Origin of the sequence: Bacillus sp. CCNWLW194 (assembly GCF_037120585.1) — a bacterium.
GTDB classification, from domain to species: domain Bacteria; phylum Bacillota; class Bacilli; order Bacillales; family Bacillaceae_G; genus Bacillus_A; species Bacillus_A basilensis.
The window spans coordinates 392,353-414,550 of sequence record NZ_JBBBBL010000001.1; the positions used below are offsets into that span (position 1 = coordinate 392,353).

At 36.5% G+C, this 22,198-nt stretch carries 21 protein-coding genes; all 21 read left to right on the plus strand.

Translation table 11 applies throughout. The features are described from left to right. Positions 1 to 8: 8 nt before the first annotated feature. A complete protein-coding gene (ftsL, locus tag V7S50_RS02255; protein WP_063221178.1) occupies positions 9 to 371 on the plus strand; it encodes a cell division protein FtsL in 363 nt (120 codons plus the stop codon). A 21-nt stretch (positions 372 to 392) separates the two neighbouring features. Next, positions 393 to 2,543 carry a penicillin-binding protein gene (locus V7S50_RS02260; RefSeq protein WP_435817075.1) on the plus strand — a complete coding sequence of 717 codons (2,151 nt, stop codon included), beginning with the start codon at positions 393 to 395 and terminating at the stop codon, positions 2,541 to 2,543. Between the two features lie 82 nt (positions 2,544 to 2,625). Next, positions 2,626 to 4,542 (plus strand): stage V sporulation protein D, encoded by a 1,917-nt coding sequence (locus V7S50_RS02265; protein WP_063221176.1) that lies wholly within the window; start codon positions 2,626 to 2,628, stop codon positions 4,540 to 4,542. Positions 4,543 to 4,750: 208 nt separating this feature from the next. Continuing rightward, on the plus strand, positions 4,751 to 6,226 hold the full coding sequence (gene murE, locus V7S50_RS02270; protein ID WP_242252047.1) for a UDP-N-acetylmuramoyl-L-alanyl-D-glutamate--2,6-diaminopimelate ligase: 1,476 nt from the start codon (positions 4,751 to 4,753) through the stop codon (positions 6,224 to 6,226). Positions 6,227 to 6,248: 22 nt separating this feature from the next. Beyond that, positions 6,249 to 7,223: a phospho-N-acetylmuramoyl-pentapeptide-transferase gene (gene mraY / locus V7S50_RS02275; RefSeq protein ID WP_000893058.1), complete on the plus strand. Its 975-nt coding sequence runs from the start codon at positions 6,249 to 6,251 to the stop codon at positions 7,221 to 7,223. Beyond that, the gene (murD, locus tag V7S50_RS02280) at positions 7,224 to 8,576 is read left to right on the plus strand and encodes a UDP-N-acetylmuramoyl-L-alanine--D-glutamate ligase (RefSeq protein ID WP_242252045.1); all 1,353 of its coding nucleotides are present in this window, start codon (positions 7,224 to 7,226) and stop codon (positions 8,574 to 8,576) included. A gap of 90 nt (positions 8,577 to 8,666) precedes the next feature. Next, complete coding sequence (spoVE, locus tag V7S50_RS02285) at positions 8,667 to 9,758, plus strand: stage V sporulation protein E (protein WP_060632038.1); 1,092 nt, start codon at positions 8,667 to 8,669, stop codon at positions 9,756 to 9,758. A gap of 104 nt (positions 9,759 to 9,862) precedes the next feature. Further along, positions 9,863 to 10,957, plus strand: coding sequence for an undecaprenyldiphospho-muramoylpentapeptide beta-N-acetylglucosaminyltransferase (gene murG / locus V7S50_RS02290; RefSeq protein ID WP_016086554.1), 1,095 nt, complete (start codon positions 9,863 to 9,865; stop codon positions 10,955 to 10,957). Positions 10,958 to 11,018: 61 nt separating this feature from the next. Further along, positions 11,019 to 11,924 carry a UDP-N-acetylmuramate dehydrogenase gene (gene murB / locus V7S50_RS02295; RefSeq protein WP_098555027.1) on the plus strand — a complete coding sequence of 302 codons (906 nt, stop codon included), beginning with the start codon at positions 11,019 to 11,021 and terminating at the stop codon, positions 11,922 to 11,924. Positions 11,925 to 12,022: 98 nt separating this feature from the next. Continuing rightward, positions 12,023 to 12,793: a cell division protein DivIB gene (gene divIB, locus V7S50_RS02300; protein ID WP_063221172.1), complete on the plus strand. Its 771-nt coding sequence runs from the start codon at positions 12,023 to 12,025 to the stop codon at positions 12,791 to 12,793. 400 nt (positions 12,794 to 13,193) lie between these two features. Continuing rightward, positions 13,194 to 14,501, plus strand: coding sequence for a cell division protein FtsA (gene ftsA / locus V7S50_RS02305; RefSeq protein WP_001087553.1), 1,308 nt, complete (start codon positions 13,194 to 13,196; stop codon positions 14,499 to 14,501). 39 nt (positions 14,502 to 14,540) lie between these two features. Next, a complete protein-coding gene (gene ftsZ / locus V7S50_RS02310; RefSeq protein ID WP_000888984.1) occupies positions 14,541 to 15,695 on the plus strand; it encodes a cell division protein FtsZ in 1,155 nt (384 codons plus the stop codon). A gap of 279 nt (positions 15,696 to 15,974) precedes the next feature. Next, positions 15,975 to 16,892, plus strand: coding sequence for a sigma-E processing peptidase SpoIIGA (gene spoIIGA / locus V7S50_RS02315; RefSeq protein WP_242252043.1), 918 nt, complete (start codon positions 15,975 to 15,977; stop codon positions 16,890 to 16,892). Positions 16,893 to 16,911: 19 nt separating this feature from the next. Next, the gene (sigE, locus tag V7S50_RS02320) at positions 16,912 to 17,631 is read left to right on the plus strand and encodes an RNA polymerase sporulation sigma factor SigE (RefSeq protein WP_000976948.1); all 720 of its coding nucleotides are present in this window, start codon (positions 16,912 to 16,914) and stop codon (positions 17,629 to 17,631) included. A 157-nt stretch (positions 17,632 to 17,788) separates the two neighbouring features. Beyond that, positions 17,789 to 18,568 carry an RNA polymerase sporulation sigma factor SigG gene (sigG, locus tag V7S50_RS02325; RefSeq protein ID WP_000197753.1) on the plus strand — a complete coding sequence of 260 codons (780 nt, stop codon included), beginning with the start codon at positions 17,789 to 17,791 and terminating at the stop codon, positions 18,566 to 18,568. 165 nt (positions 18,569 to 18,733) lie between these two features. Then, positions 18,734 to 19,018 (plus strand): YlmC/YmxH family sporulation protein, encoded by a 285-nt coding sequence (locus V7S50_RS02330; protein WP_097950731.1) that lies wholly within the window; start codon positions 18,734 to 18,736, stop codon positions 19,016 to 19,018. Between the two features lie 117 nt (positions 19,019 to 19,135). Beyond that, entirely contained in the window at positions 19,136 to 19,954 is an 819-nt protein-coding gene (gene pgeF, locus V7S50_RS02335) for a peptidoglycan editing factor PgeF (protein WP_063221170.1), read from the plus strand. Then, positions 19,951 to 20,625: a YggS family pyridoxal phosphate-dependent enzyme gene (locus tag V7S50_RS02340; protein ID WP_063221169.1), complete on the plus strand. Its 675-nt coding sequence runs from the start codon at positions 19,951 to 19,953 to the stop codon at positions 20,623 to 20,625. The genes pgeF and V7S50_RS02340 overlap by 4 nt, the downstream gene beginning before the upstream one ends. Before the next feature lie 19 nt (positions 20,626 to 20,644). After that, positions 20,645 to 21,115, plus strand: coding sequence for a cell division protein SepF (locus V7S50_RS02345; protein ID WP_000119136.1), 471 nt, complete (start codon positions 20,645 to 20,647; stop codon positions 21,113 to 21,115). 6 nt (positions 21,116 to 21,121) lie between these two features. Further along, on the plus strand, positions 21,122 to 21,385 hold the full coding sequence (locus V7S50_RS02350; protein WP_060632029.1) for a YggT family protein: 264 nt from the start codon (positions 21,122 to 21,124) through the stop codon (positions 21,383 to 21,385). A gap of 15 nt (positions 21,386 to 21,400) precedes the next feature. Next, complete coding sequence (locus tag V7S50_RS02355) at positions 21,401 to 22,168, plus strand: YlmH family RNA-binding protein (RefSeq protein ID WP_098555024.1); 768 nt, start codon at positions 21,401 to 21,403, stop codon at positions 22,166 to 22,168. The last annotated feature ends 30 nt before the right edge of the window (positions 22,169 to 22,198 follow it).

Consider the following 22,198-nt stretch of genomic DNA (forward strand, 5'->3'; position numbering starts at 1 on the left):
AGAGAGGTATGAGTAACTTAGCTGTAAAGTACAAACAACAAGCGCAAGAAGAGGTACAGATTCAAACGCCCCCACAGCAGATGGCCCAGCCAAAAGCTAAAGCGAAGATTACAAGAATCGAAAAACTGTTGTATGTAGCGTTTATTGGCTTTTTATTGTATGCCTGTGTAGCGTTTATTGGAAATAAAGCAGGCCTTTATCAAGTTAATGTAGAAGCAGCGACGATAGAACAAAAAATTGTGCAGCAGCAAAAAGAAAATCAAGAATTACAGGCTGAAGTAGAGAAGTTAAGTCGTTATGAACGAATCGCTGAAGTTGCAAAAAAACACGGGCTAGAAATTAATGCGAATAATGTGAAAGGCCTCAAATAAGGCAATAGGTGTGAAGGGAAAATGAATAGAAATATGACTAAATTTCATACCAATAAGGGAGCAGGGTATTTTATGATTTTATTCCTCCTGCTCTTTTTGCTGTTATTAGCCCGATTTTTTTACATACAAGCGACAGGAACAGTGCATAATCAGGATTTGAATGAACTTGCTAAGCAAAAACATAGTAAAACAGGAGTACTGGAAGCAAACCGCGGGACGATTTATGATCAAAACGGTCATGTGTTAGCGCAAGATGCAAACTCTTATAAACTTGTAGCGGAACTAAAAGGTACGAAGCCGGTTGAGAATAAAGAGGACACTGCAAAGAAAATTGCGGGAGTACTCGGAAAAGATGAAGAGAAGATTTTAGCTACATTAAATAAAAAAGATAAAAGTCAAGTCGAATTTGGAACGCTAGGTAAAGATTTGACGAAAGAACAGAAAGAACAAATAGAAGCATTGAAATTACCGGGAATATCTTTTATTACTGAAAATGCAAGAGTGTATCCAAACGGTGATTTTGCATCTTACGTTATAGGTCATGCGAAGCCGAATGAAAAGGGAACCTCGGTAGGTCAATTTGGCTTAGAACAAAGTTTGGATAAATATTTAAGTGCTTCTAACGGAAAAGTAGCTTATACAGGGGATCGTAAGGGTGTATCGCTAGATGGTGGAAAAGTGAACGTAGAGGCACCTAAAAACGGAGATAACGCGTATTTAACGATAGATCAACGTATTCAAAGTTATTTAGAAGATGCGATGAAAGAAGCGAGTAAACATTATGAACCAGAAAATTTAATAGGGATTGTTGCGGATCCAAAAACAGGAAAAATATTAGGGATGTCTAGTAAACCTAGTTATGATCCAAATGATCGTCAAATTGAATATTTCTTCAATGACGCAATTGCAAATGCATTTGAACCTGGATCAACAATGAAAATTTTCACGCTAGCAGCAGCTATTAATGAAGGTGTGTATAAGGGACAAGATTATTATCAGTCTGGTACATATCCTGTCGGGAACCGAAAAATAAAAGATCATAACGGCGGTGCTGGATGGGGATCTATCACGTTTGATGAAGGGGTAGAGCGTTCTTCCAACGTAGCGTTTGCAATTTTAGGGGATCAAAAACTTGGTCCAGAACGTTTCCGGAAATATATTCATAGCTTTGGATTAGATGAAAAAACGAATATTGATTTACCTGGTGAAGGTTCAAATACCATTGTATTCGATCAGCAAATACAGCAGGTAACAACAGCTTTTGGGCAAGGTTCTACTGTAACACCAATTCAGCTTGTACAAGCTGCAACTGCTATTGCAAATGATGGGAAAATGATGAAGCCTTATACAATTGATAAAATTGTAGATCCAATAACAGGAGAAGTAAAATTAGAACATAAGCCAGAAGAAGTGGGGAAACCTGTTACAAAAGAAACAGCAGCGCAAGTAAGACAGTTATTAGAACGCGTTGTTACATCGCCGAAAGGAACAGGAACTGCTTATAAAGTCGATGGATATTCAGTTGGTGGTAAAACAGGGACAGCACAAATTCCGGATGGAAAAGGTGGCTATATGACAGGAAGAGAGAATTATATATTCTCATTCTTAGGGATGGCACCTATGGACGATCCACAACTTGTTGTGTATGTAGCTGTTAAACAGCCAAAATTGAAAGATGATGAGAATGGCGCACAGCCTTTAGCTGATATTTTTAAATATGTAACAAAAAATAGTTTAGAGTATTTAAAGATTAAGCCTAATGAAGTGAAAGATCCGAAGAAATATGTGAAAGAGCAGCAAACTGCTGTTCCGGATGTAACAGAAAAAACGATGGAAGAAGCGAAAAAAGCCATTGAAAAGGCAAAACTTCGTCCAATCGTATTAGGTGAAGGGAAAGTACAGCAACAAGTACCGAAAGCGACTGAGCAAACATTGAAGGGTGACCGAGTTTTCTTAGTAGGAGATAAACCTACAATGCCAAATATACAAGGCTGGGCACTGCGTGATGTTATGAATTTAGCAAAAACATTAAAGCTTAACCTAAAACCTACTGGTACCGGATATGTAACCGAACAAAGTGTGGCAGAAGGAACATTGTTACAACCTGGTACAGAGTTAGGTGTAACACTTGTACCGCCACTTGAACCACAACAAGAAGCAGAAAAACCGTAATGGTAAAAGAGAAGAAGTTCTAATTAAATAAGTACAAGCATATATTTGGAACAAGCTAGGCGTAAGGGAGGCTTGTTCCAATATGCGTGTATCAAATGTAACAGTTAGAAAACGACTTATTTTTATACTCATATCAGGTATACTTATTTTCACTATCATCGATATTCGTCTTGGATATGTGCAATTTTTTCTTGGCAATATGTTAACGGATCGTGCGAAGGATTCATGGAGTCGTAATATTACTTTTGAACCTGAACGTGGGAAAATTTTAGACCGAAATGGTGTGGAACTTGCCACAAATAAAAGTGCCCCAACTGTCTTTGTTGTACCGAGGCAAATTGAAAAACCAGCAGAGACTGCAGAGAAGTTAGCTGCAGTATTAGGTGTGGAAAAAGATGAGGTTTATAAGCGAATTACAAAAAAAGAATCGATTGTAAGGTTAGATAAAGGCGGAAGGAAAATATCACATGATAAAGCGAAAGAGGTACGAGGATTAAGTTTGAAAGGTGTTTATATCGCAGAGGACTCTATCCGGTACTATCCATTTGGAAACTTTCTATCACACGTATTAGGGTTTGCAGGTAGTGATAACCAAGGTCTTATGGGACTAGAAAAATATTATGATAAAGAGCTAAATGGTGATGATGGTCATGTGCGTTTTTTTGCGGATGCAAAAGGACAAAGGATGCCTAATGTTGGCGATGATTTCAAAAAACCAGAAGCTGGTTTGAATTTAGGTTTAACAATTGATGCACGTATTAATAGAATTATGGAAAGAGAAATGAATATTGCAGAGTCGACATATAATCCAGATGGTATGATTGCGATCGCAATGAATCCGAAAAATGGTGAAATTTTAGGTATGTCGAGTCGGCCGAGCTTTGATCCAGCGGATTTTCAAAGTGTTTCTCCAGAAGTGTATAATAGAAATTTACCGGTATGGAGTACGTATGAGCCTGGTTCAACATTTAAGATCATTACGTTAGCCGCAGCCTTGAATGAAAATTTAGTAGACTTAGAGAAAGATACGTTTTATGATGATGGAGCAGCTGAAGTTGGTGGAGCTAGATTGAAATGCTGGAAAGCGGGAGGCCATGGTAGCCAAACGTTTTTAGAAGTAGTTCAAAACTCTTGTAACCCGGGATTTATTGAACTGGGTGATCGTCTTGGTAAAGACCGATTGTTTAAATACATTCGTAATTTCGGTTTTGGGCAGAAAACCGGAATCGATTTGCAAGGTGAAGGTAGTGGGATTTTATTTAATTTAGATAAAGTCGGTCCAGTCGAACAAGCAACCACTTCATTCGGTCAAGGCGTTTCTGTAACACCAATTCAACAAGTAGCAGCAGTAGCGGCGGCTGTAAATGGTGGAACATTGTATCAACCGTATATAGCTAAAGAATTTATTGATCCGAAAAATAATCAAGTTGTAAGTAAAAAGACACCTGTGGAAAAAAGAAAAGTTATTTCCAAGGAAACTTCAGAAAAAGTTCGGTATGCATTAGAGAATGTTGTAGCAAAGGGATCTGGTAAAGGTGCTTTCATTGATGGGTATCGTGTAGGTGGAAAAACAGGTACGGCTCAAAAGGTGAAAGATGGTAAATATTTAGAGAATAATTATATAGTATCTTTTATCGGCTTTGCTCCAGCAGATGATCCGGAAATTGTTGTCTATGTTGCTGTTGATAATCCGAAAGGTGTAACGCAATTTGGTGGAGTAGTAGCAGCTCCAATTGTTGGGAATATTCTTCGGGATGCACTTCCTGTTATGGGAGTGAAACCGAGAAAAGAACAAGTTGAGAGAGAATATAAATGGGGCGATATACCAACTGTGGAAGTTCCGAATTTAATTGGTATGAAAAAGAAAGACTTACAGACGCAACTCGTCGATTTGAAGCTTGATATAAGTGGAGATGGAGAGAAAGTCATTAAACAATCCCCAGAAGCAGGAGCTAAAGTGAAAGAAGGCTCAAAAATTAGAATTTACTTCGGGAATTAAAGGTAACCTAGTACGTTTTATGGTACAATTGGTGGAAGTGAGTTCTTTATAGAAGAGTTACTTAATTTGAGGCCGTAAGGGTTTCAGTTATAAATAGGTCTATTTATTAGACACAGTAGCACCTACCTCCTATTTCACATAATTAGGAGGTAGCGTGTTGCTTATTAAAAAAAGAGATAAATACACAATGTAGAGAGGGTTTAGTGAAATGAAGTTGCATACACTTGTATCATGTTTGCATGATTTTCCAGTTGTTCCAAAAGAAAATCCAGAAATCACATCTATAGAAGCTGATTCACGTAAAGTGAAAGAAGGAAGCTTATTTGTATGTATGAAAGGGTATACGGTTGATAGCCATGATTTTGCTAAGCAAGCAGCGGCACAAGGAGCGGCTGCTATTGTTGCGGAAAGACCAATTGATGTTGACGTTCCAGTTGTACTTGTGAAAAATACTTTTCGTTCGTTAGCGGTTTTAGCTGATTATTTTTATGGTCAACCAACGCACAAGTTACATTTAATCGGAATTACAGGTACAAATGGAAAGACAACAACATCGCATATTATGGATGAGATTATGCGCGCACATGGTCATAAAACAGGGCTAATTGGAACGATTAATATGAAAATCGGTGATGAAACATTTGAGGTGAAAAATACAACGCCAGATGCACTAACACTTCAACAGACGTTTTCAAAAATGGTTGAACACAGTGTGGATAGCACAGTAATGGAAGTTTCGTCGCATGCTTTAGATCTTGGTCGTGTACACGGATGTGATTACGATGTAGCAGTGTTTACAAATTTAACACAAGATCATTTAGACTATCATAAAACGATGGAAGAATATAAACATGCCAAAGGGTTGTTATTTGCACAACTTGGCAATAGTTATAACCATAATCGTGAAAAGTACGCGGTACTGAATAACGATGATGCTGTAACAGAGGAGTACATGAGAAGTACTGCAGCAACTGTTGTAACGTATGGAATTGATACAACAAGTGATATTATGGCCAAAGATATCGTTATGACGAGTGGTGGAACTACGTTTACGCTTGTAACACCGTATGAAAGTGTAAATGTTACGATGAAATTGATTGGGAAATTTAATGTATATAACGTACTAGCGGCAACAGCGGCAGGACTTGTTTCCGGTGTAAGTTTAGAAACGGTCATTGATGTGATAAAGAATCTAGCTGGAGTTCCAGGACGTTTTGAAGTGGTTGATGGTGGACAAAATTATACAGTTATTGTTGATTATGCACATACGCCAGATAGCTTAGAGAATGTATTGAAAACAGCAAAACAGTTTGCAAAAGGTGACGTATATTGTATCGTCGGTTGTGGCGGTGATAGAGATCGTACAAAGAGACCAATCATGGCAAGTGTCGCAACAAAATATGCAACTCATGCAATTTACACTTCAGATAATCCAAGAAGTGAAGAGCCGGGGGCTATTTTAGATGATATGGTACAGGGTGCAAATGGGAATAATTATGAAGTGATTATTGATAGAAAAGAAGCGATATGCCATGCAATTGCTAACGCGAAAGCTGAAGACATCATTATTATTGCTGGTAAAGGTCATGAAACGTATCAAATTATTGGAAAAGACGTTCATCATTTTGACGATCGTGAAGTCGCTAAAGAAGCAATTACAGAGCGTTTAAACAACGAAGAGTAACAACATGAGAGGAGGACTACATGTGCTTGAGCAAGGTTTATTAGTAACGGCTGGGGTAGCATTCTTAATTTCTGTTGCCCTTTCGCCATTGTTTATTCCATTTTTAAGGAAATTAAAGTTCGGACAGAGCATTCGTGATGAGGGACCAAAGTCACATCAAAAAAAATCAGGGACTCCAACAATGGGTGGTATTGTCATATATGTATCTATGATGGTAACTTCACTTATTATGGCGATTAAGTTTAATCATTTAGGTGCAGAGGTTTCGTTATTATTATTAGTGACATTTGGTTACGGATTAATTGGATTTTTAGATGACTACATAAAGGTAGTTAAGAAGAGAAACCTTGGTTTAACATCAAAACAAAAATTAGTAGGTCAGCTTGTTATTGCTATTGCATTCTTTTTAATTGGAAAAGGGCAAGCGTTCCACACATACATCATGATTCCGGGAACGGATGTTAAGTTTGAATTAGGTTGGGCTTATTTTGTACTTGTACTATTTATGCTTATTGGTGGATCAAATGCAGTTAACTTAACTGACGGTTTAGATGGTTTATTATCAGGAACAGCGGCTATTGCATTTGGAGCGTTTAGTATTATTGCTGTAGCACAAGAGCAGTTTGGAGTAGCGATATTCTGTATGGCAGTTGTAGGAGCTGTACTTGGATTTTTAGTATTTAATGCAAATCCAGCGAAAGTGTTTATGGGAGATACAGGTTCCTTAGCTTTAGGGGGAGCCATTGCAGCTGTAGCAATTTTATTAAAACAAGAATTGCTACTTGTAATTATTGGTGGCGTATTCGTAATGGAAACTTTATCTGTTATTATTCAGGTTATTTCGTTTAAAACAACAGGAAAACGTGTCTTTAAAATGAGTCCATTACACCATCATTATGAATTATGTGGTTGGTCAGAGTGGCGTGTTGTTGTGACGTTTTGGTCTGTAGGATTTTTATTAGCTGTGTTAGGAATTTATATCGGGGTGTGGATGTAATTGAAAACTGTAACTGAATTTCAAAATAAAAATATTCTTGTATTAGGCATTGCAAAAAGTGGTTATGCAGCAGCTACGTTGTTACAAAAATTAGGGGCAAATGTTATTGTAAATGACGGAAAGCCTTTAGCAGAAAATGTACTTGCTGCAGAATTACAAGCAAAAGGAATGGACGTTGTATGCGGTGGTCATCCTTTAGAGTTATTAGAGAGAAATATTTCTCTTGTAGTAAAAAATCCAGGAATCCCGTATTCTAATCCAATATTAGTTGCTGCGAAAGAAAAGCAAATTCCAATTGTTACGGAAGTTGAATTAGCATATCGTATCGCAGAAGCACCATTTGTTGGGATTACGGGATCTAACGGTAAAACGACGACGACAATGCTTACATTTGAAATGCTAAAAGAAGGACAAAAGCATCCTGTAATTGCAGGGAACATTGGAACTGTAGCGTGTGAAGTAGCACAGGATGCAAAAGAAAATGAAGTTGTAGTTACAGAACTTTCATCGTTCCAATTGATGGGAGTAGAATTGTTCCAACCTAAAATTGCTGCGTTTTTAAATTTATTTGAGGCCCACTTAGATTATCATGGGACGAAGAAGGAATATGGTTTAGCGAAAGCAAATATTTTTAAAAACCAAACAGAAAATGATTATAGTGTAATAAATGCAGATGATGCAGATGTGATGGCTCTATCTGCTTATAGTAAAGGACAAAAAGTACTATTCTCGACAACGAAAGAAATTGAAGATGGTGCGTGTATAAAAGATAATGCTCTTTATTTTAAAGGTGAAAAAGTTGTTGAAGTAGGCGATATCGTTTTACCTGGTCAGCATAATTTAGAAAATATTTTAGCGGCGATGAGTATCGCAAAATTACTGGGTGTTTCTAATGAAGCGATTACGGCGGTGTTAAAACGTTTTACAGGTGTAAAACATCGTTTAGAATATGTAACAACTCTTAACAACCGTAAGTTTTATAATGACTCAAAAGCAACGAATATGTTAGCGACTGAGAAAGCTTTATCTGCGTTTACACAACCGATTGTGTTATTAGCAGGTGGGCTTGATCGTGGAAATGAATTCGATGATTTAATTCAGTATTTCAAAAATGTAAAAGCAATTGTAACATTTGGACAAACAGCTCCAAAATTAGTAAGAGCTGCAGAAAAAGCGGGATTAGGTACAATTGAAAGTGTCGATACTTTAGATGAAGCGGTAGTGAAAGCTTATGCTCATTCTACAGATGGCGATGTAATTCTTCTTTCTCCAGCATGTGCAAGCTGGGATCAATTTAAAACATTTGAAGAAAGAGGAGACATTTTTATACAAGCTGTGCATAAACTTATATAAAGTAAATCAAAACATCAGTAGGCTAACACCTACTGATGTTTTGTTACATAGGGCAAAAGTTTCTGCCTAAAGAGGTGGTGTTTATGGGTAATGAAGAAAACGCCTGATTTTATTCTCATCATCGTTACACTTGCGTTGTTAACAATCGGAATGATTATGGTGTATAGTGCGAGTGCGGTTTGGGCCTCTTATAAAATGGGGGACTCATTCTTTTTTGCAAAAAGGCAATTGTTATTTGCAAGTCTTGGTGTAATGGCTATGTTTTTTATCATGAAAATTGATTATTGGGTGTGGCGTACGTATTCAAAAGTAATTTTGCTAGTTTGCTTCATTCTTCTTATTCTTGTTCTTATTCCAGGGGTAGGACTTGTCCGAGGAGGAGCGCGAAGTTGGATTGGAATCGGGGCATTTTCCATTCAACCGTCAGAATTTATGAAGTTTGCGATGATTATTTTCTTAGCAAAATTTTTAGCGGAACGACAAAAATTAATTACCTCTTTTAAACGTGGTTTACTACCAGCTCTTGGTTTTGTATTTCTTGCTTTTGGGATGATTATGTTACAGCCAGATCTTGGCACAGGAACGGTAATGGTTGGGACATGTATCATTATGATATTTATCTCGGGAGCAAGGGTCTTTCACTTTGCAATGTTTGGTTTGCTAGGTATAGCAGGATTTGTAGGGCTAATTGCATCAGCACCGTATCGAATGAAACGTATTACATCATATTTAGATCCGTGGTCAGATCCGCTTGGAAGTGGATTTCAAATTATTCAATCGTTACTCGCAATTGGGCCTGGTGGATTATTTGGGCTCGGACTTGGACAAAGTAGACAAAAGTTTCTTTATTTACCTGAACCACAAACAGACTTTATATTTGCAATCTTATCCGAGGAATTAGGTTTTATTGGTGGTTCATTTGTGTTATTATTATTTAGTCTATTATTATGGCGTGGGATTCGTATAGCTTTAGGAGCGCCAGATTTATATGGTACGTTTTTAGCAGTAGGTATTGTGGCGATGATTGCGATTCAAGTAATGATTAATGTGGGTGTTGTAACAGGATTGATGCCTGTTACGGGTATTACTTTGCCGTTTTTAAGTTATGGTGGATCGAGTTTGACATTAATGTTAATGGCAGTAGGTGTATTATTAAATATAAGTCGCCATTCTCGCTACTAAACCCTGTTTTATAAGACAGGGTTTTTCGTATGTGCGCGAAGAAACATGATGTATATAGAAATAAATACGACTGAAATAAGAAAAGAGAAGCGGAGGAGTTAGTAGTGCGAGTATTAGTAAGTGGTGGGGGCACTGGAGGTCATATTTATCCGGCTCTTGCTTTAATAAGAGAAATAAAAAAGTTAAATCCGGAAGCAAGGTTTTTATATATTGGTACGGAGAATGGATTAGAGAGCACAATCGTTCCAAAAGCAGGTATACCGTTTCAATCGATTGTTATAAGTGGATTTAAGCGTAAAATATCGTTAGATAACGTGAAAACGGTGATGCGTTTCCTAAAGGGTGTACAAGATAGTAAACGATATATTCGTCGTTTTAATCCGGATATTGTGATTGGAACGGGTGGATATGTATGTGGACCAGTTGTGTATGCTGCGGCAAAATTAGGTATTCCAACTATTGTACATGAACAAAATAGTGTACCTGGTGTAACGAATAAATTTTTAAGTCGCTATGTTGATAAAGTTGCGGTGTGTTTTGAAGCGGCTGCAGAACATTTTCCACAGTCAAAAGTTGTCATGACAGGAAATCCACGAGCATCAGAAGTAATGGATCAGAATGGAATGAAAGGAAAACGTTCAGTAGGTTTATCTCTTCCTAAAAAATCCGTACTTATTTTTGGGGGAAGCCGTGGGGCTAGACCGATTAACGATGCTTTCGTAGAAGCAATTGAACAGTTTGGAAATAAAAGTTACGAAATATTGTATGTAACAGGTGAAGTTCATTATGACAAAGTAATGGAAGCAGTGAAGCAAAAAGGGAATCCGAATAATGTGATTATTAAACCTTTCATTCATAATATGCCAGAGGTACTTACAGGGGTAGATCTTGTTGTTTCAAGAGCTGGGGCAACAACACTTGCAGAATTAACCGCATTAGGAAAGCCAAGTGTGTTAATTCCGAGTCCTTACGTAACAAATAACCATCAGGAAAAAAATGCACGTTCTGTTGTCGATAAAGGGGCAGCAAAAATGTTGCTTGAAAAAGATTTAACAGCTGAAACGCTTATTCGTGATATTGATGAGATTTTATTAGATGCACAAACATTACAAAATATGAAGCTAGCTGCTACACAATTAGGTATTCCAGATGCAGCAAATAAGCTGTATGAAGTAATGAATAAGCTTGTAAAAAAATAACGTTAGGTGAACGCCCTGCATACTACTGTAATAAGGATACTTAGTATGGGGGAGATTGTTTATGGAGCAATTAGTAAATGAGCTTATAGAAGCAAATGTTGGTCGCGTGTTAGTGAATGAACCGTTAGCGCGTTATACCACTATGAAAATAGGTGGACCAGCTGATATTTTAATTGTGCCAAAGCATATTGCCGGTATTGAAAAAACTTTGCAGTTAGTAAAAAAATATAAAACAAAGTGGACTGTAATTGGTCGCGGTTCGAACCTTCTTGTATCTGATCTAGGTATAGAAGGTGTCGTTATTCGTTTAGGAGAAGGATTAGACCATTTAGAAGTCGAAAAACATAGAGTAAGAGTTGGTGGTGGGTATCCCCTTATTAAATTGTCAACTTTACTGAGTCGTCAAGGGTTAGCCGGTCTGGAGTTTGCAAGTGGTATTCCAGGAAGTGTTGGTGGTGCAGTGTATATGAATGCAGGAGCACATAAATCGGATATAGCACACATATTATCAAAAGCTCTTATTTTGTTTGAAAACGGAACAATTGACTGGTTAACGCATGGAGAAATGGAGTTTTCCTATCGTACATCTATATTACAAACGAAACGTCCTGGTATTGTTTTGGAAGCTGAGTTTCAATTACAGATAGGAGAGCGTGAGGGAATCGTAAGTCTCATGCAAAAGAATAAAGATTACCGCCGTGAAACACAGCCATGGAATCATCCTTGTGCAGGAAGTGTATTTCGGAATCCAATTCCATACTTTGCAGGAGATTTAATAGAAAAGGCCGGGCTTCGTGGTTATCAAATAGGTGGAGCTCAAATTTCTGAAATGCATGGGAATTTTATTATTAATACTGGGGGAGCCAGCGCCCAAGATGTCTTATCTTTAATTGCATTAATAAAACAAACAATCAAGGATAAATTTAGCGTAGAAATGCATACAGAAGTAGAAATCATTGGAAGATAACGGTTATTCGTTCCGCTCATTATCATTTATGTTATAATAAGAAGATAAGAACGGCATGAGGAACATGCCGTTCTTTATGTTACGTAGGGGGATCGTACATGAAAAATAGTAAAGTGATTAAACTACAGGATCGTGTACCAAAGTTAAAAAATCAGCAGAAAAAAAACAAAAAAAATGTTAATCATCGGTTGATTTTATACATATCAATTTTATTTTTATTAGTGCTCTTTTTAATTTATTTTCGGTCTCCGCTTAGCAATATTAAAAAGATAAGTGTGTTTGGAAATCATTATATGACAGATGAGCAAGTGATGAAGGAATCAGGTGTGACGTATGATACAAGTTATTTCCGAGTGACAGCACATAAAGCAGAAGAAAACCTAACGAAACGAAAAGAAATTAAAGCAGTAAATGTAAAAAAACGTTTTCCAAATAAAATTGATGTTCATATTGAAGAATATTTAACGATTGGTTATATAAACAAAGATGGGAAATTACAACCGCTATTAGAGAACGGGAAAACACTTGATGTCCTCCCGAACGGAAAACTTCCTGTTGCAGCGCCAATTTTTGAACCTTTTAAAGAGGAGAAAATGAAGGAGTTAATTGCTGAGCTTGAAAAATTAACACCAACTATTTTAAGGTCTATTTCTGAAATTCGTTATTCACCGACGAATGCGAATGAAGACCATCTTACTTTATATATGAATGAAGGGTATGAAGTGAGTACTACGATTCAAAATTTCGCAAAACGTATGGAAACCTATCCGCTTATTTTAAAAACAATTGAGCCAGGAAAAAAGGTATTAATTGACTTAGAAGTAGGGGCATATACGAAAGAATTAGAAGCGGAAGAAAAAAAAGAATAGAACGATAGTTTTCACTGCGTTATCGTAGAAAAAACAAAACGAACGTTCTGCTTGATGCGTCTAAATTTACTAGAATGGTTCATTTGATGAAAAAGATGTAAAAATTCTTAGATTCATACTAGGATTGGTACAAGTTTCACTTTTCTATGAGTACATCTTAGTGTAGACTTATACTTGGCGGTAATCTTTACACTTGAAATAGAATTATTTCAAGATAAGCAGATATTCACAGTTTACTGCGATATTCTTAAATGAATGTTAAATAAAAATAAGAAAAATATAGGGTTAAAAAAGGGAAACGTATAAAGACGTTGAATATTTTTCTTATAAATAGTAAAGTTGCGATTGTTGTTCCATATATTGAGTTGTATGGTATAAATAAAGAAGGAGGTGCCAAAGAATGAACAGCAATGAAATATATGTTAGTCTTGACATCGGTACATCCAATGTTAAAGTCATCATTGGTGAAATGGTTAATGACAGCTTAAACATTATTGGTGTTGGAAATGTAAAATCAAATGGTTTAAAGAAGGGATCGATAGTTGATATAGACGAGACTGTTCGATCAATTAAAAAAGCAATTGAACAAGCTGAGCGCATGGTGGGGATCCACATTGAGCAAGTTGTAGTAGGTGTCAATGCAAACCAGGTACAGCTACTTCCTTGTCACGGAGTAGTCGCTGTTTCAAATGAAGATCGTGAAATCGGGAATGAAGATGTCTTACGCGTTCTAGATGCAGCACAAGTTGTGTCAATTGCTCCAGAACGTGAGTTTATTGATGTGGTACCTCGACAGTTCATCGTAGACGGTCTTGACGAGATTAACGATCCACGCGGGATGATCGGTGTAAGATTAGAAATGGAAGGTACACTTATTACAGGCTCGAGAACTTTACTACATAATCTACTTCGTTGTGTAGAAAAAGCAGGTCTTGAAATTGTTGATATTTGTCTTCAACCTTTAGCGGCTGCAACAGTTGCTATATCTTCAGATGAAAAAAATAGAGGAGTAGCCCTTGTTGATATGGGGGGAGGATCTACAACTTTATCTATTTTTAAAGATGGAGAGTTACAAGCGACGAGCGTATTACCATTAGGTGGAGACCATATAACGAAGGATATTGCGATTGGGTTGAAAACTTCAACAGAAAATGCAGATCAAATTAAGTTGAAATATGGACATGCTTTTTATGATACAGCATCTGAAGAAGAGATGTTTACGGTTCCTATTATGGGAAGCGATCAAACAGAACAATATTCTCAGTTGGAATTATCGGATATAATAGAGGCTCGTGTAGAGGAAATTTTAATGTTTGTTCAAGATGAAGTGCGTAAGCTAGGAGTAAAGCAAGTAGCTTCTGGTTATGTGCTAACTGGTGGAATTGCTTCTATGCCAGGTGTCCTTGATCTTGCATATGATATTTTACATGAAAATGTTCGTATAGCAACTCCTGATTATATTGGTGTGCGTGAGCCCCAATATACAAGTGGAGTGGGATTAATTAAACATTCTTATCAAAAAGCTAAATTACGTGGGAAAAATGTGCAGGAAAAGCAAGAGCATTTTGAACCAGTACCAGCTCCAGCACCAACGCCGGTACAACAGCAACCTGCGAAACAAAAAACTCGTAATCAAAACAATAATAATCAAAATGATGACCGTATGATGTCAAAAGTAAAACGTGTATTCCGTTATTTATGGGATTAAAATTGGACACGAAAAATGAGGTTCTAGGGGGATTTCGACATGTTAGAGTTTGATACTACTCAAGATCAATTAGCGAATATAAAAGTTATCGGTGTCGGCGGTGGCGGAAACAATGCTGTAAACCGTATGATTGAACACGGTGTACAAGGTGTAGACTTTATCGCTGTGAATACTGATGCACAAGCATTAAATCTATCAAAAGCTGAAACAAAAATGCAAATTGGTGGAAAATTAACACGTGGACTTGGTGCAGGTGCAAACCCTGAAGTAGGGAAAAAAGCTGCAGAAGAAAGTAAAGAACAGATCCAAGAAGCACTTCGTGGTGCAGATATGGTCTTCGTAACTGCTGGTATGGGCGGCGGAACTGGAACTGGTGCAGCTCCAGTTGTTGCTCAAGTTGCAAAAGAATTAGGTGCATTAACAGTTGGTGTTGTAACACGTCCATTTACATTTGAAGGACGTAAGCGTGCAACACAAGCAGCATCTGGTATTGCGGCATTTAAAGAAAATGTAGATACACTTATTGTAATTCCAAACGATCGCTTATTAGAGATTGTTGATAAAAATACGCCAATGTTAGAAGCGTTCCGTGAAGCAGATAACGTATTACGTCAAGGTGTTCAAGGTATTTCTGATTTAATTGCAACACCAGGTTTAATTAACTTAGACTTCGCAGACGTAAAGACAATTATGTCTAATAGAGGTTCTGCTTTAATGGGTATTGGTTCTGGTAATGGAGAAAATCGTGCTGCTGAAGCTGCGAAAAAAGCGATTTCTAGTCCGTTATTAGAAACATCTATTGATGGAGCTCAAGGTGTTATCATGAATATTACGGGTGGAGCTAACTTAAGCTTATATGAAGTACAAGAAGCGGCAGACATTGTAGCTTCAGCTTCAGATCCAGAAGTAAATATGATTTTCGGTTCGGTTATTAATGAAGGATTAAAAGATGATATCGTTGTAACTGTAATTGCAACTGGTTTTGATGATAGCATTGCAACTCAACCACCAAAACCAATTATCCGTCCAAATGCGAATCACACGCAACAACAGCAACAGCCAGTAGCTCAACCTTCAAAACAACGTGAAGTAAAACGTGAAATGAAGCGTGAAGAGCCGGTTGTACATGAACGTCATTCAGATTCAGATGATATCGATATTCCAGCATTCTTACGTAATCGTCGTAGACGATAAAAGAAAAGGAGCTTTTATGCTCCTTTTTTGTTTTATATAGGGAAAAGATCTGCTAAGCAGGTCTTTTTTTATTTTATATATCTTAATTTTTAAGTTGCAGGAAATCATTTATATGTAAGTAGAACAGTATATGATTCTATGAAAAATATACTTTTATTTTTTAACGACAGATTATGTCTAGAAATCACAAAATAACAAAAAAACACCTCCGCAAATTGACACACTTTCCTATTGGATATGCATTATACTAGTCTCAACTTAAATAAAGAGGTGAATTGTTTGGTTGTTTACGCCGACGTTGTTTGGTTGTTAAACGCCTGCATTGATTTTCTTTTACTTTTATTATCAGCCACCGTGTTAAAAAAGAAGATCAAAAGATGGAGGCTTGTGTTAGGCGCATTTATAGGTTCAACCATTGTTATTTTTGCCTTTACTCCTTTTGCTTCTATGATGACACATCCAATTATGAAACTACTGTACTCGTTACTTATTGTGTATACAGCATTTGGGTTTACAACGTTTAGAAATTATACACAAACTGTTTTTACTTTTTACTTTGTCACCTTTATGGTTGGCGGAGGGTTAATTGGCACTCATTTCTTTTTGCAAACGAATGAAATGGTAAGTGGATTGGTCCAATCTCAATCAATTTCTTACGGTGATCCAATTAGCTGGTTGTTTGTTGTTTTTGGTTTTCCGGTAATTTATTATTTTTCTAAAAAGCGTATTGAAAGCGTAGAGGTTACAAAAATACACTATGATCAAATTGTGAAATTGAAAATTCAATTAGCTGAAGAGGAACTAGAACTCGCAGGTTTAATTGATAGTGGGAACCAACTTTACGACCCGTTAACGAAAACACCCGTTATGATTATGCATATTTCATCATTAGAACATTGCTTACCAGCTTGGTTAACAGAACAAATTTATTCCAAAACAGAGATTCCTCAAATACCAGAAAATGATTCTGGGTGGGCGACAAAATTACGTTTAATTCCTTTCCGAGCAGTAGGAGTAGAGAATCAATTTTTATGGGCAATTAAGCCAGACAGTGTGCAAATTTATCATGAAGGTAGTTCTATTGCCGTGAACAAAGTATTGATTGGATTAAATACACAACAGTTGTCAACCAATGGAGAGTATCAATGTATTGTGCATCCGAAAATGTTAATTTCACAAAAAATGGTAATTGCTTAATAATGGGAGGCGGGATAATATGATGAAATTAAAATTTTATTTAGTATATCTTTGGTATAAAGTATTGTTGAAATTAGGAATTAAGACCGATGAAATTTATTATATTGGTGGAAGTGAAGCGTTGCCACCGCCGTTAACGAAAGAAGAAGAGGAAGTTCTTTTGAATAAATTGCCAAAAGGCGATCAGGCAGCAAGATCATTACTAATTGAACGCAACTTACGGCTAGTTGTATATATAGCAAGAAAGTTTGAAAATACAGGGATAAATATTGAAGATTTAATTAGTATAGGAACAATTGGTCTTATTAAAGCAGTCAATACATTTAATCCAGAAAAGAAAATAAAATTAGCAACATATGCCTCACGTTGTATAGAAAATGAAATTTTAATGCATTTGCGCCGAAATAACAAAAATCGTTCAGAAGTTTCTTTTGATGAACCGCTTAACATTGATTGGGATGGGAATGAACTTTTGTTATCTGATGTATTAGGTACAGACGATGATATTATTACAAAAGATTTAGAAGCTACTGTTGATCGTCATCTTCTAATGAAAGCATTACATCAATTAAATGATCGTGAAAAACAAATTATGGAACTTCGATTTGGGCTTGCTGGAGGAGAGGAAAAGACGCAAAAAGATGTGGCGGATATGCTTGGGATTTCACAGTCATACATTTCACGTTTAGAAAAAAGAATCATAAAAAGATTACGAAAAGAATTTAATAAAATGGTGTAAAGAATAAGACCAGCCGTTATCTAGGCTGGTCTTATTCTCTTTAGTTGTATGAGGAGAGAAAACTAAAATGAAAAATGAAGAGAAAACCGCATGCATAAAATCCCCTTCAAAGGAAATACTTTACACTGTACAGCAACTCCCGATAGGAGGGAACACTTTGACGAGAAACAAAGTAGAAATTTGCGGTGTTGATACAGCTAAACTTCCCGTACTAAAAAATGATGAAATGCGTAAATTATTTCGTGAAATGCAAAGTGGAGAGATAAGCGCAAGAGAGAAATTAGTGAATGGAAACTTACGTCTTGTACTGAGCGTCATCCAAAGATTTAATAACAGAGGAGAATATGTTGACGATTTATTTCAAGTTGGTTGCATTGGACTTATGAAATCCATTGATAACTTTGATTTAGGCCAAAATGTAAAATTTTCAACGTATGCTGTGCCGATGATTATTGGGGAAATACGCAGATATTTGCGTGATAACAATCCAATTCGCGTATCTCGCTCATTACGAGATATTGCGTATAAAGCGTTACAAGTAAGAGAAAAGTTGATTGCAGAAAATTCAAAAGAACCAACAGCAATGGATATTGCAAAAGTGCTTGAAGTGACTCATGAAGAAATTGTTTTTGCTTTAGATGCGATTCAAGATCCAGTTTCATTATTTGAGCCGATTTATAACGATGGAGGAGATCCTATCTTTGTTATGGATCAGTTAAGTGATGAAAAACAAAAGGACGAGCAGTGGGTTGAAGAATTAGCACTAAAAGAAGGAATGAAGCGTTTAAATGATCGTGAGAAAATGATTATTCGAAAACGTTTCTTCCAAGGAAAAACGCAAATGGAAGTTGCAGAAGAAATTGGGATTTCTCAAGCACAAGTGTCACGTTTAGAGAAATCAGCTATTAAACAAATGAATAAGACGATTCAAGGATAAGGTTTCACCATTTATGGTGAGACCTTTTTATATGTCATATAGTTTGTTTACGCTCATAGTAGGGTAGCTGTGTTCATATAATGAAAATAGTATGGAATTAGTAGAGGGTGCTTCCTGTTAATTTGAGAAACAGTATTTTTTTATTCGTCATATATAAGGGAGGGGATGAAAGTGATACGAATTTCGGAGTTGCAGATGAAAGACATAATAAATGTGTCAGATGGAAAAAGGCTTGGAAATATTGGAGATATCGAAATCGATATGAACACAGGGAAGATTAAATCTATTATCATTTCCAAACAGGCACGTATGTTAGGGATTTTTGGGAAAGATGTAGAAATTGTAATTCCTTGGGAGGAAATTATGAAAATTGGGGAAGATGTCATACTTGTTAGAGTAAATCCTGTTAATTCTGTAACAGAATCAATACAAACACCGACAATTTCATAAAGAATATTACAAATTCCTCTTTTTTTTCTGTTAGGATTATGAAAAAATAAAAGTATGGTAAAATAGACAGGAAGTACCATGCTTTTTTCTGTTATTTTAATTAAAAGGAGCATCTTTATGAGAGAACCATTTAAATATGTGGACGGTATACTGTATTTACAAGCGTGGAAAGAACTTGGAAACATTACTGCTGGATTTACGACAAAAGATGGTGGGATAAGTACCGGCTCCTTTCATGCGATGAATTTAGGATTACATGTGAATGATATCGTGGAGAACGTTCATGAAAACAGACGCATTTTAGCTAATAAGTTACAAAAACCATTAGAAAACTGGATTTGCTCTGAACAAGTTCATGATCATCATGTTGAAAAAGTAGGACAACAGGAAAAAGGAAGCGGCGTCTATTCATATGAAGACGGCATTTCAAAAACAGATGGCATTTATACGACTAATAATGATGTTCTTCTAACATCTTGTTACGCGGATTGTGTTCCACTCTATTTTTATGCACCATCACATGGTATGATAGGACTTGCACATGCTGGATGGAAAGGGACTGTAAAAGAGATTGCAAAAGAAATGATTCAAAAATGGAATGCAGAAGGGATTTCAAGTGATGAAATTCATGTTGCAATTGGACCAGCAATTGGATCTTGTTGTTACGTTGTTGATGATCGAGTGTTAACAGCGGCAGAACAAGTAGTAAACGGTTCTGTCCCTTATAAAAAAATTTCTGATGGGCAGTATGCAATTAATTTAAAAGAAATTAATCGTATATTATGTGTACAAGCAGGCATAAAAGAAGAGAATATTGTAATGTCATCTCTTTGTACAAGCTGTGAAGAACAACTATTTTTCTCTCATCGTCGTGATCAGGGTAAGACGGGGAGAATGTTGAGTTTCATAGGTTTTAAGGAGGAAGAAAGCAAGTGACAGTACAAAAAAATTTAACAACTGTAAACGAAGCAATTAAACAATCTTGCGCACGAGCGGGACGTTCGTTGCAAGATATTAAACTCGTTGCGGTTACAAAAACGGTAGGAATTGAAAAAACAAACGAAGTCATTGAAGCTGGAATTATCGATTTAGGTGAAAATAGAAATGAAGGTTTCTTACAGAAGTACGAGCATTTCGGTTCAAAAGTGAATTGGCATTTTATTGGATCATTACAAACGAGAAAAGTAAAAGAAATCATTAATGAAATCGATTATTTACATTCGTTAGATCGTCTTTCACTTGCAAAAGAAATTCAAAAACGTGCGGATAAGAAAGTGAAATGTTTTATTCAAGTGAAAACATCATCTGAAGAATCAAAGCAAGGGTTGGCAATAGAAGAAACCATTTCTTTTATTCAAAGTTTGCAAGAATTGGATAAGATTGAAGTGGTGGGACTAATGACAATGGCTCCGTTTACAGAAGAAGAGGAAGAAATCAGACGCTGTTTTAAGGAGTTACGTATGCTACAAACAGAGGTGCAGGAGCTAGAATTATTACATGCGCCATGTAAAGAATTATCAATGGGAATGTCTAATGATTACACGATTGCGATTGAAGAAGGTGCTACATATATTCGTTTGGGGACGATTTTAGTAGGAAAAGCGTAAAAGGAAGGAGAATCTTATTATGAGTTGGTCAAAAGTAAAGTACTTCTTTTTTGATACACCGGAAGAAAAAGAAGCAGCTCAATATAGTTATGAAAAGGAGCAAACAGACATGAAGAAGCAGCAAGATCCGCCAGAACAACAAGATGTTACGTTTCCAAAAGCGCAACCGAAACAAAATGTTGTGAGCATTGAAACAGCAAAGCAATCTTCAAAAGTTGTTTTATTAGAACCACGCACATATTCGGAAGCGCAAGGGATTGCGGACCATTTAAAAGGTAGACGAGCTGTTGTGATTAATTTACAACGAATGTCTACTGATCAAGCTGTACGTATCGTTGACTTTTTAAGTGGTACTGTATACGCTATAGGCGGGGACATTCAAAAAATAGGACCGAAAACATTTATGTGTACGCCTGAAAATGTAGATATTGTTGGTGCAATTTCAGAGTTATTCGGTGAAGAAGAAGACACAAATATAAAGAGGTGGTAATACGCCATGGTAACAGTTTTAAACGTTTTAATTACTGCTATCGAGATTTACTCGTGGGCACTTATTATTTACATTCTCCTATCATGGTTCCCGGGTGCAAAGGAATCAACTTTCGGAGATTTTCTTGCGCGTATTTGTGAACCGTATTTAGAACCATTTCGCAGATTTATTCCGCCGCTTGGTATGATTGATATCTCTCCACTCGTTGCGATTTTTGCGTTAAAGCTTGCTACGAATGGTTTAGTAAGTATATTCCGCTATTTCTTATAGTAAGAGGTTAAATACATGAGCATCTATGAACATTTCAGACCCGATGAAGAGGTCTTTGTGGATAAGGTGTTAGAGTGGAAGCGAGCAGCGGAGTACCATCAAGTGAAACTAACAGATTTCCTTGATCCAAGACAACAACAAATTGTCAATATGGTAATAGGACAAGGGGATGTTGCTGTACAGTTTGATGGTGCAACGCCTCATGCAGAGCGTAAAAGAGCACTCATTTATCCGGACTATCTAGTAGTAAATGAAGAGGAATTTCAAGTAGAGGTATTAGAAATTGACTATCCTTCCAAGTTTTATACGCTAGAACATAGGCAAATATTAGGTACATTTATGTCTCTTGGTTTAACGAGAGAAAAATGTGGAGATATTTTGCTTCAAGAAAATCGTGCCCAAATTGTAGTCGCGAAAGAAGTTGTATCTTATATTGAGATGAACTTACAATCGATAGGGAAAGTGAAAGTCTCCTTATCATCAGTGCAAGGAGAAAAAATTCTACAGATGCAAGAAACGTGGGGAGAGAAATCTGGAACGGTTTCTTCACTTCGTTTAGATGTTATGTTAGCTGAAATGTTACATATATCCAGACAGAAAGTACAACCTTTCATAAAAAATGGACTAGTAAAAGTGAATTGGAAAACAGTGGAGCAAACCTCTTATGAATGTTATCCAGGAGATGTTTTTTCAGTGAGAGGATATGGACGAAGTAAATTGTTTTCTGTAGAAGGTAGAACAAAGCGCGACAAATGGAGAATTTTGTATGGTATACTAAAATGATTGGTTTTTTAGAAGGAAATCCTCCTATTT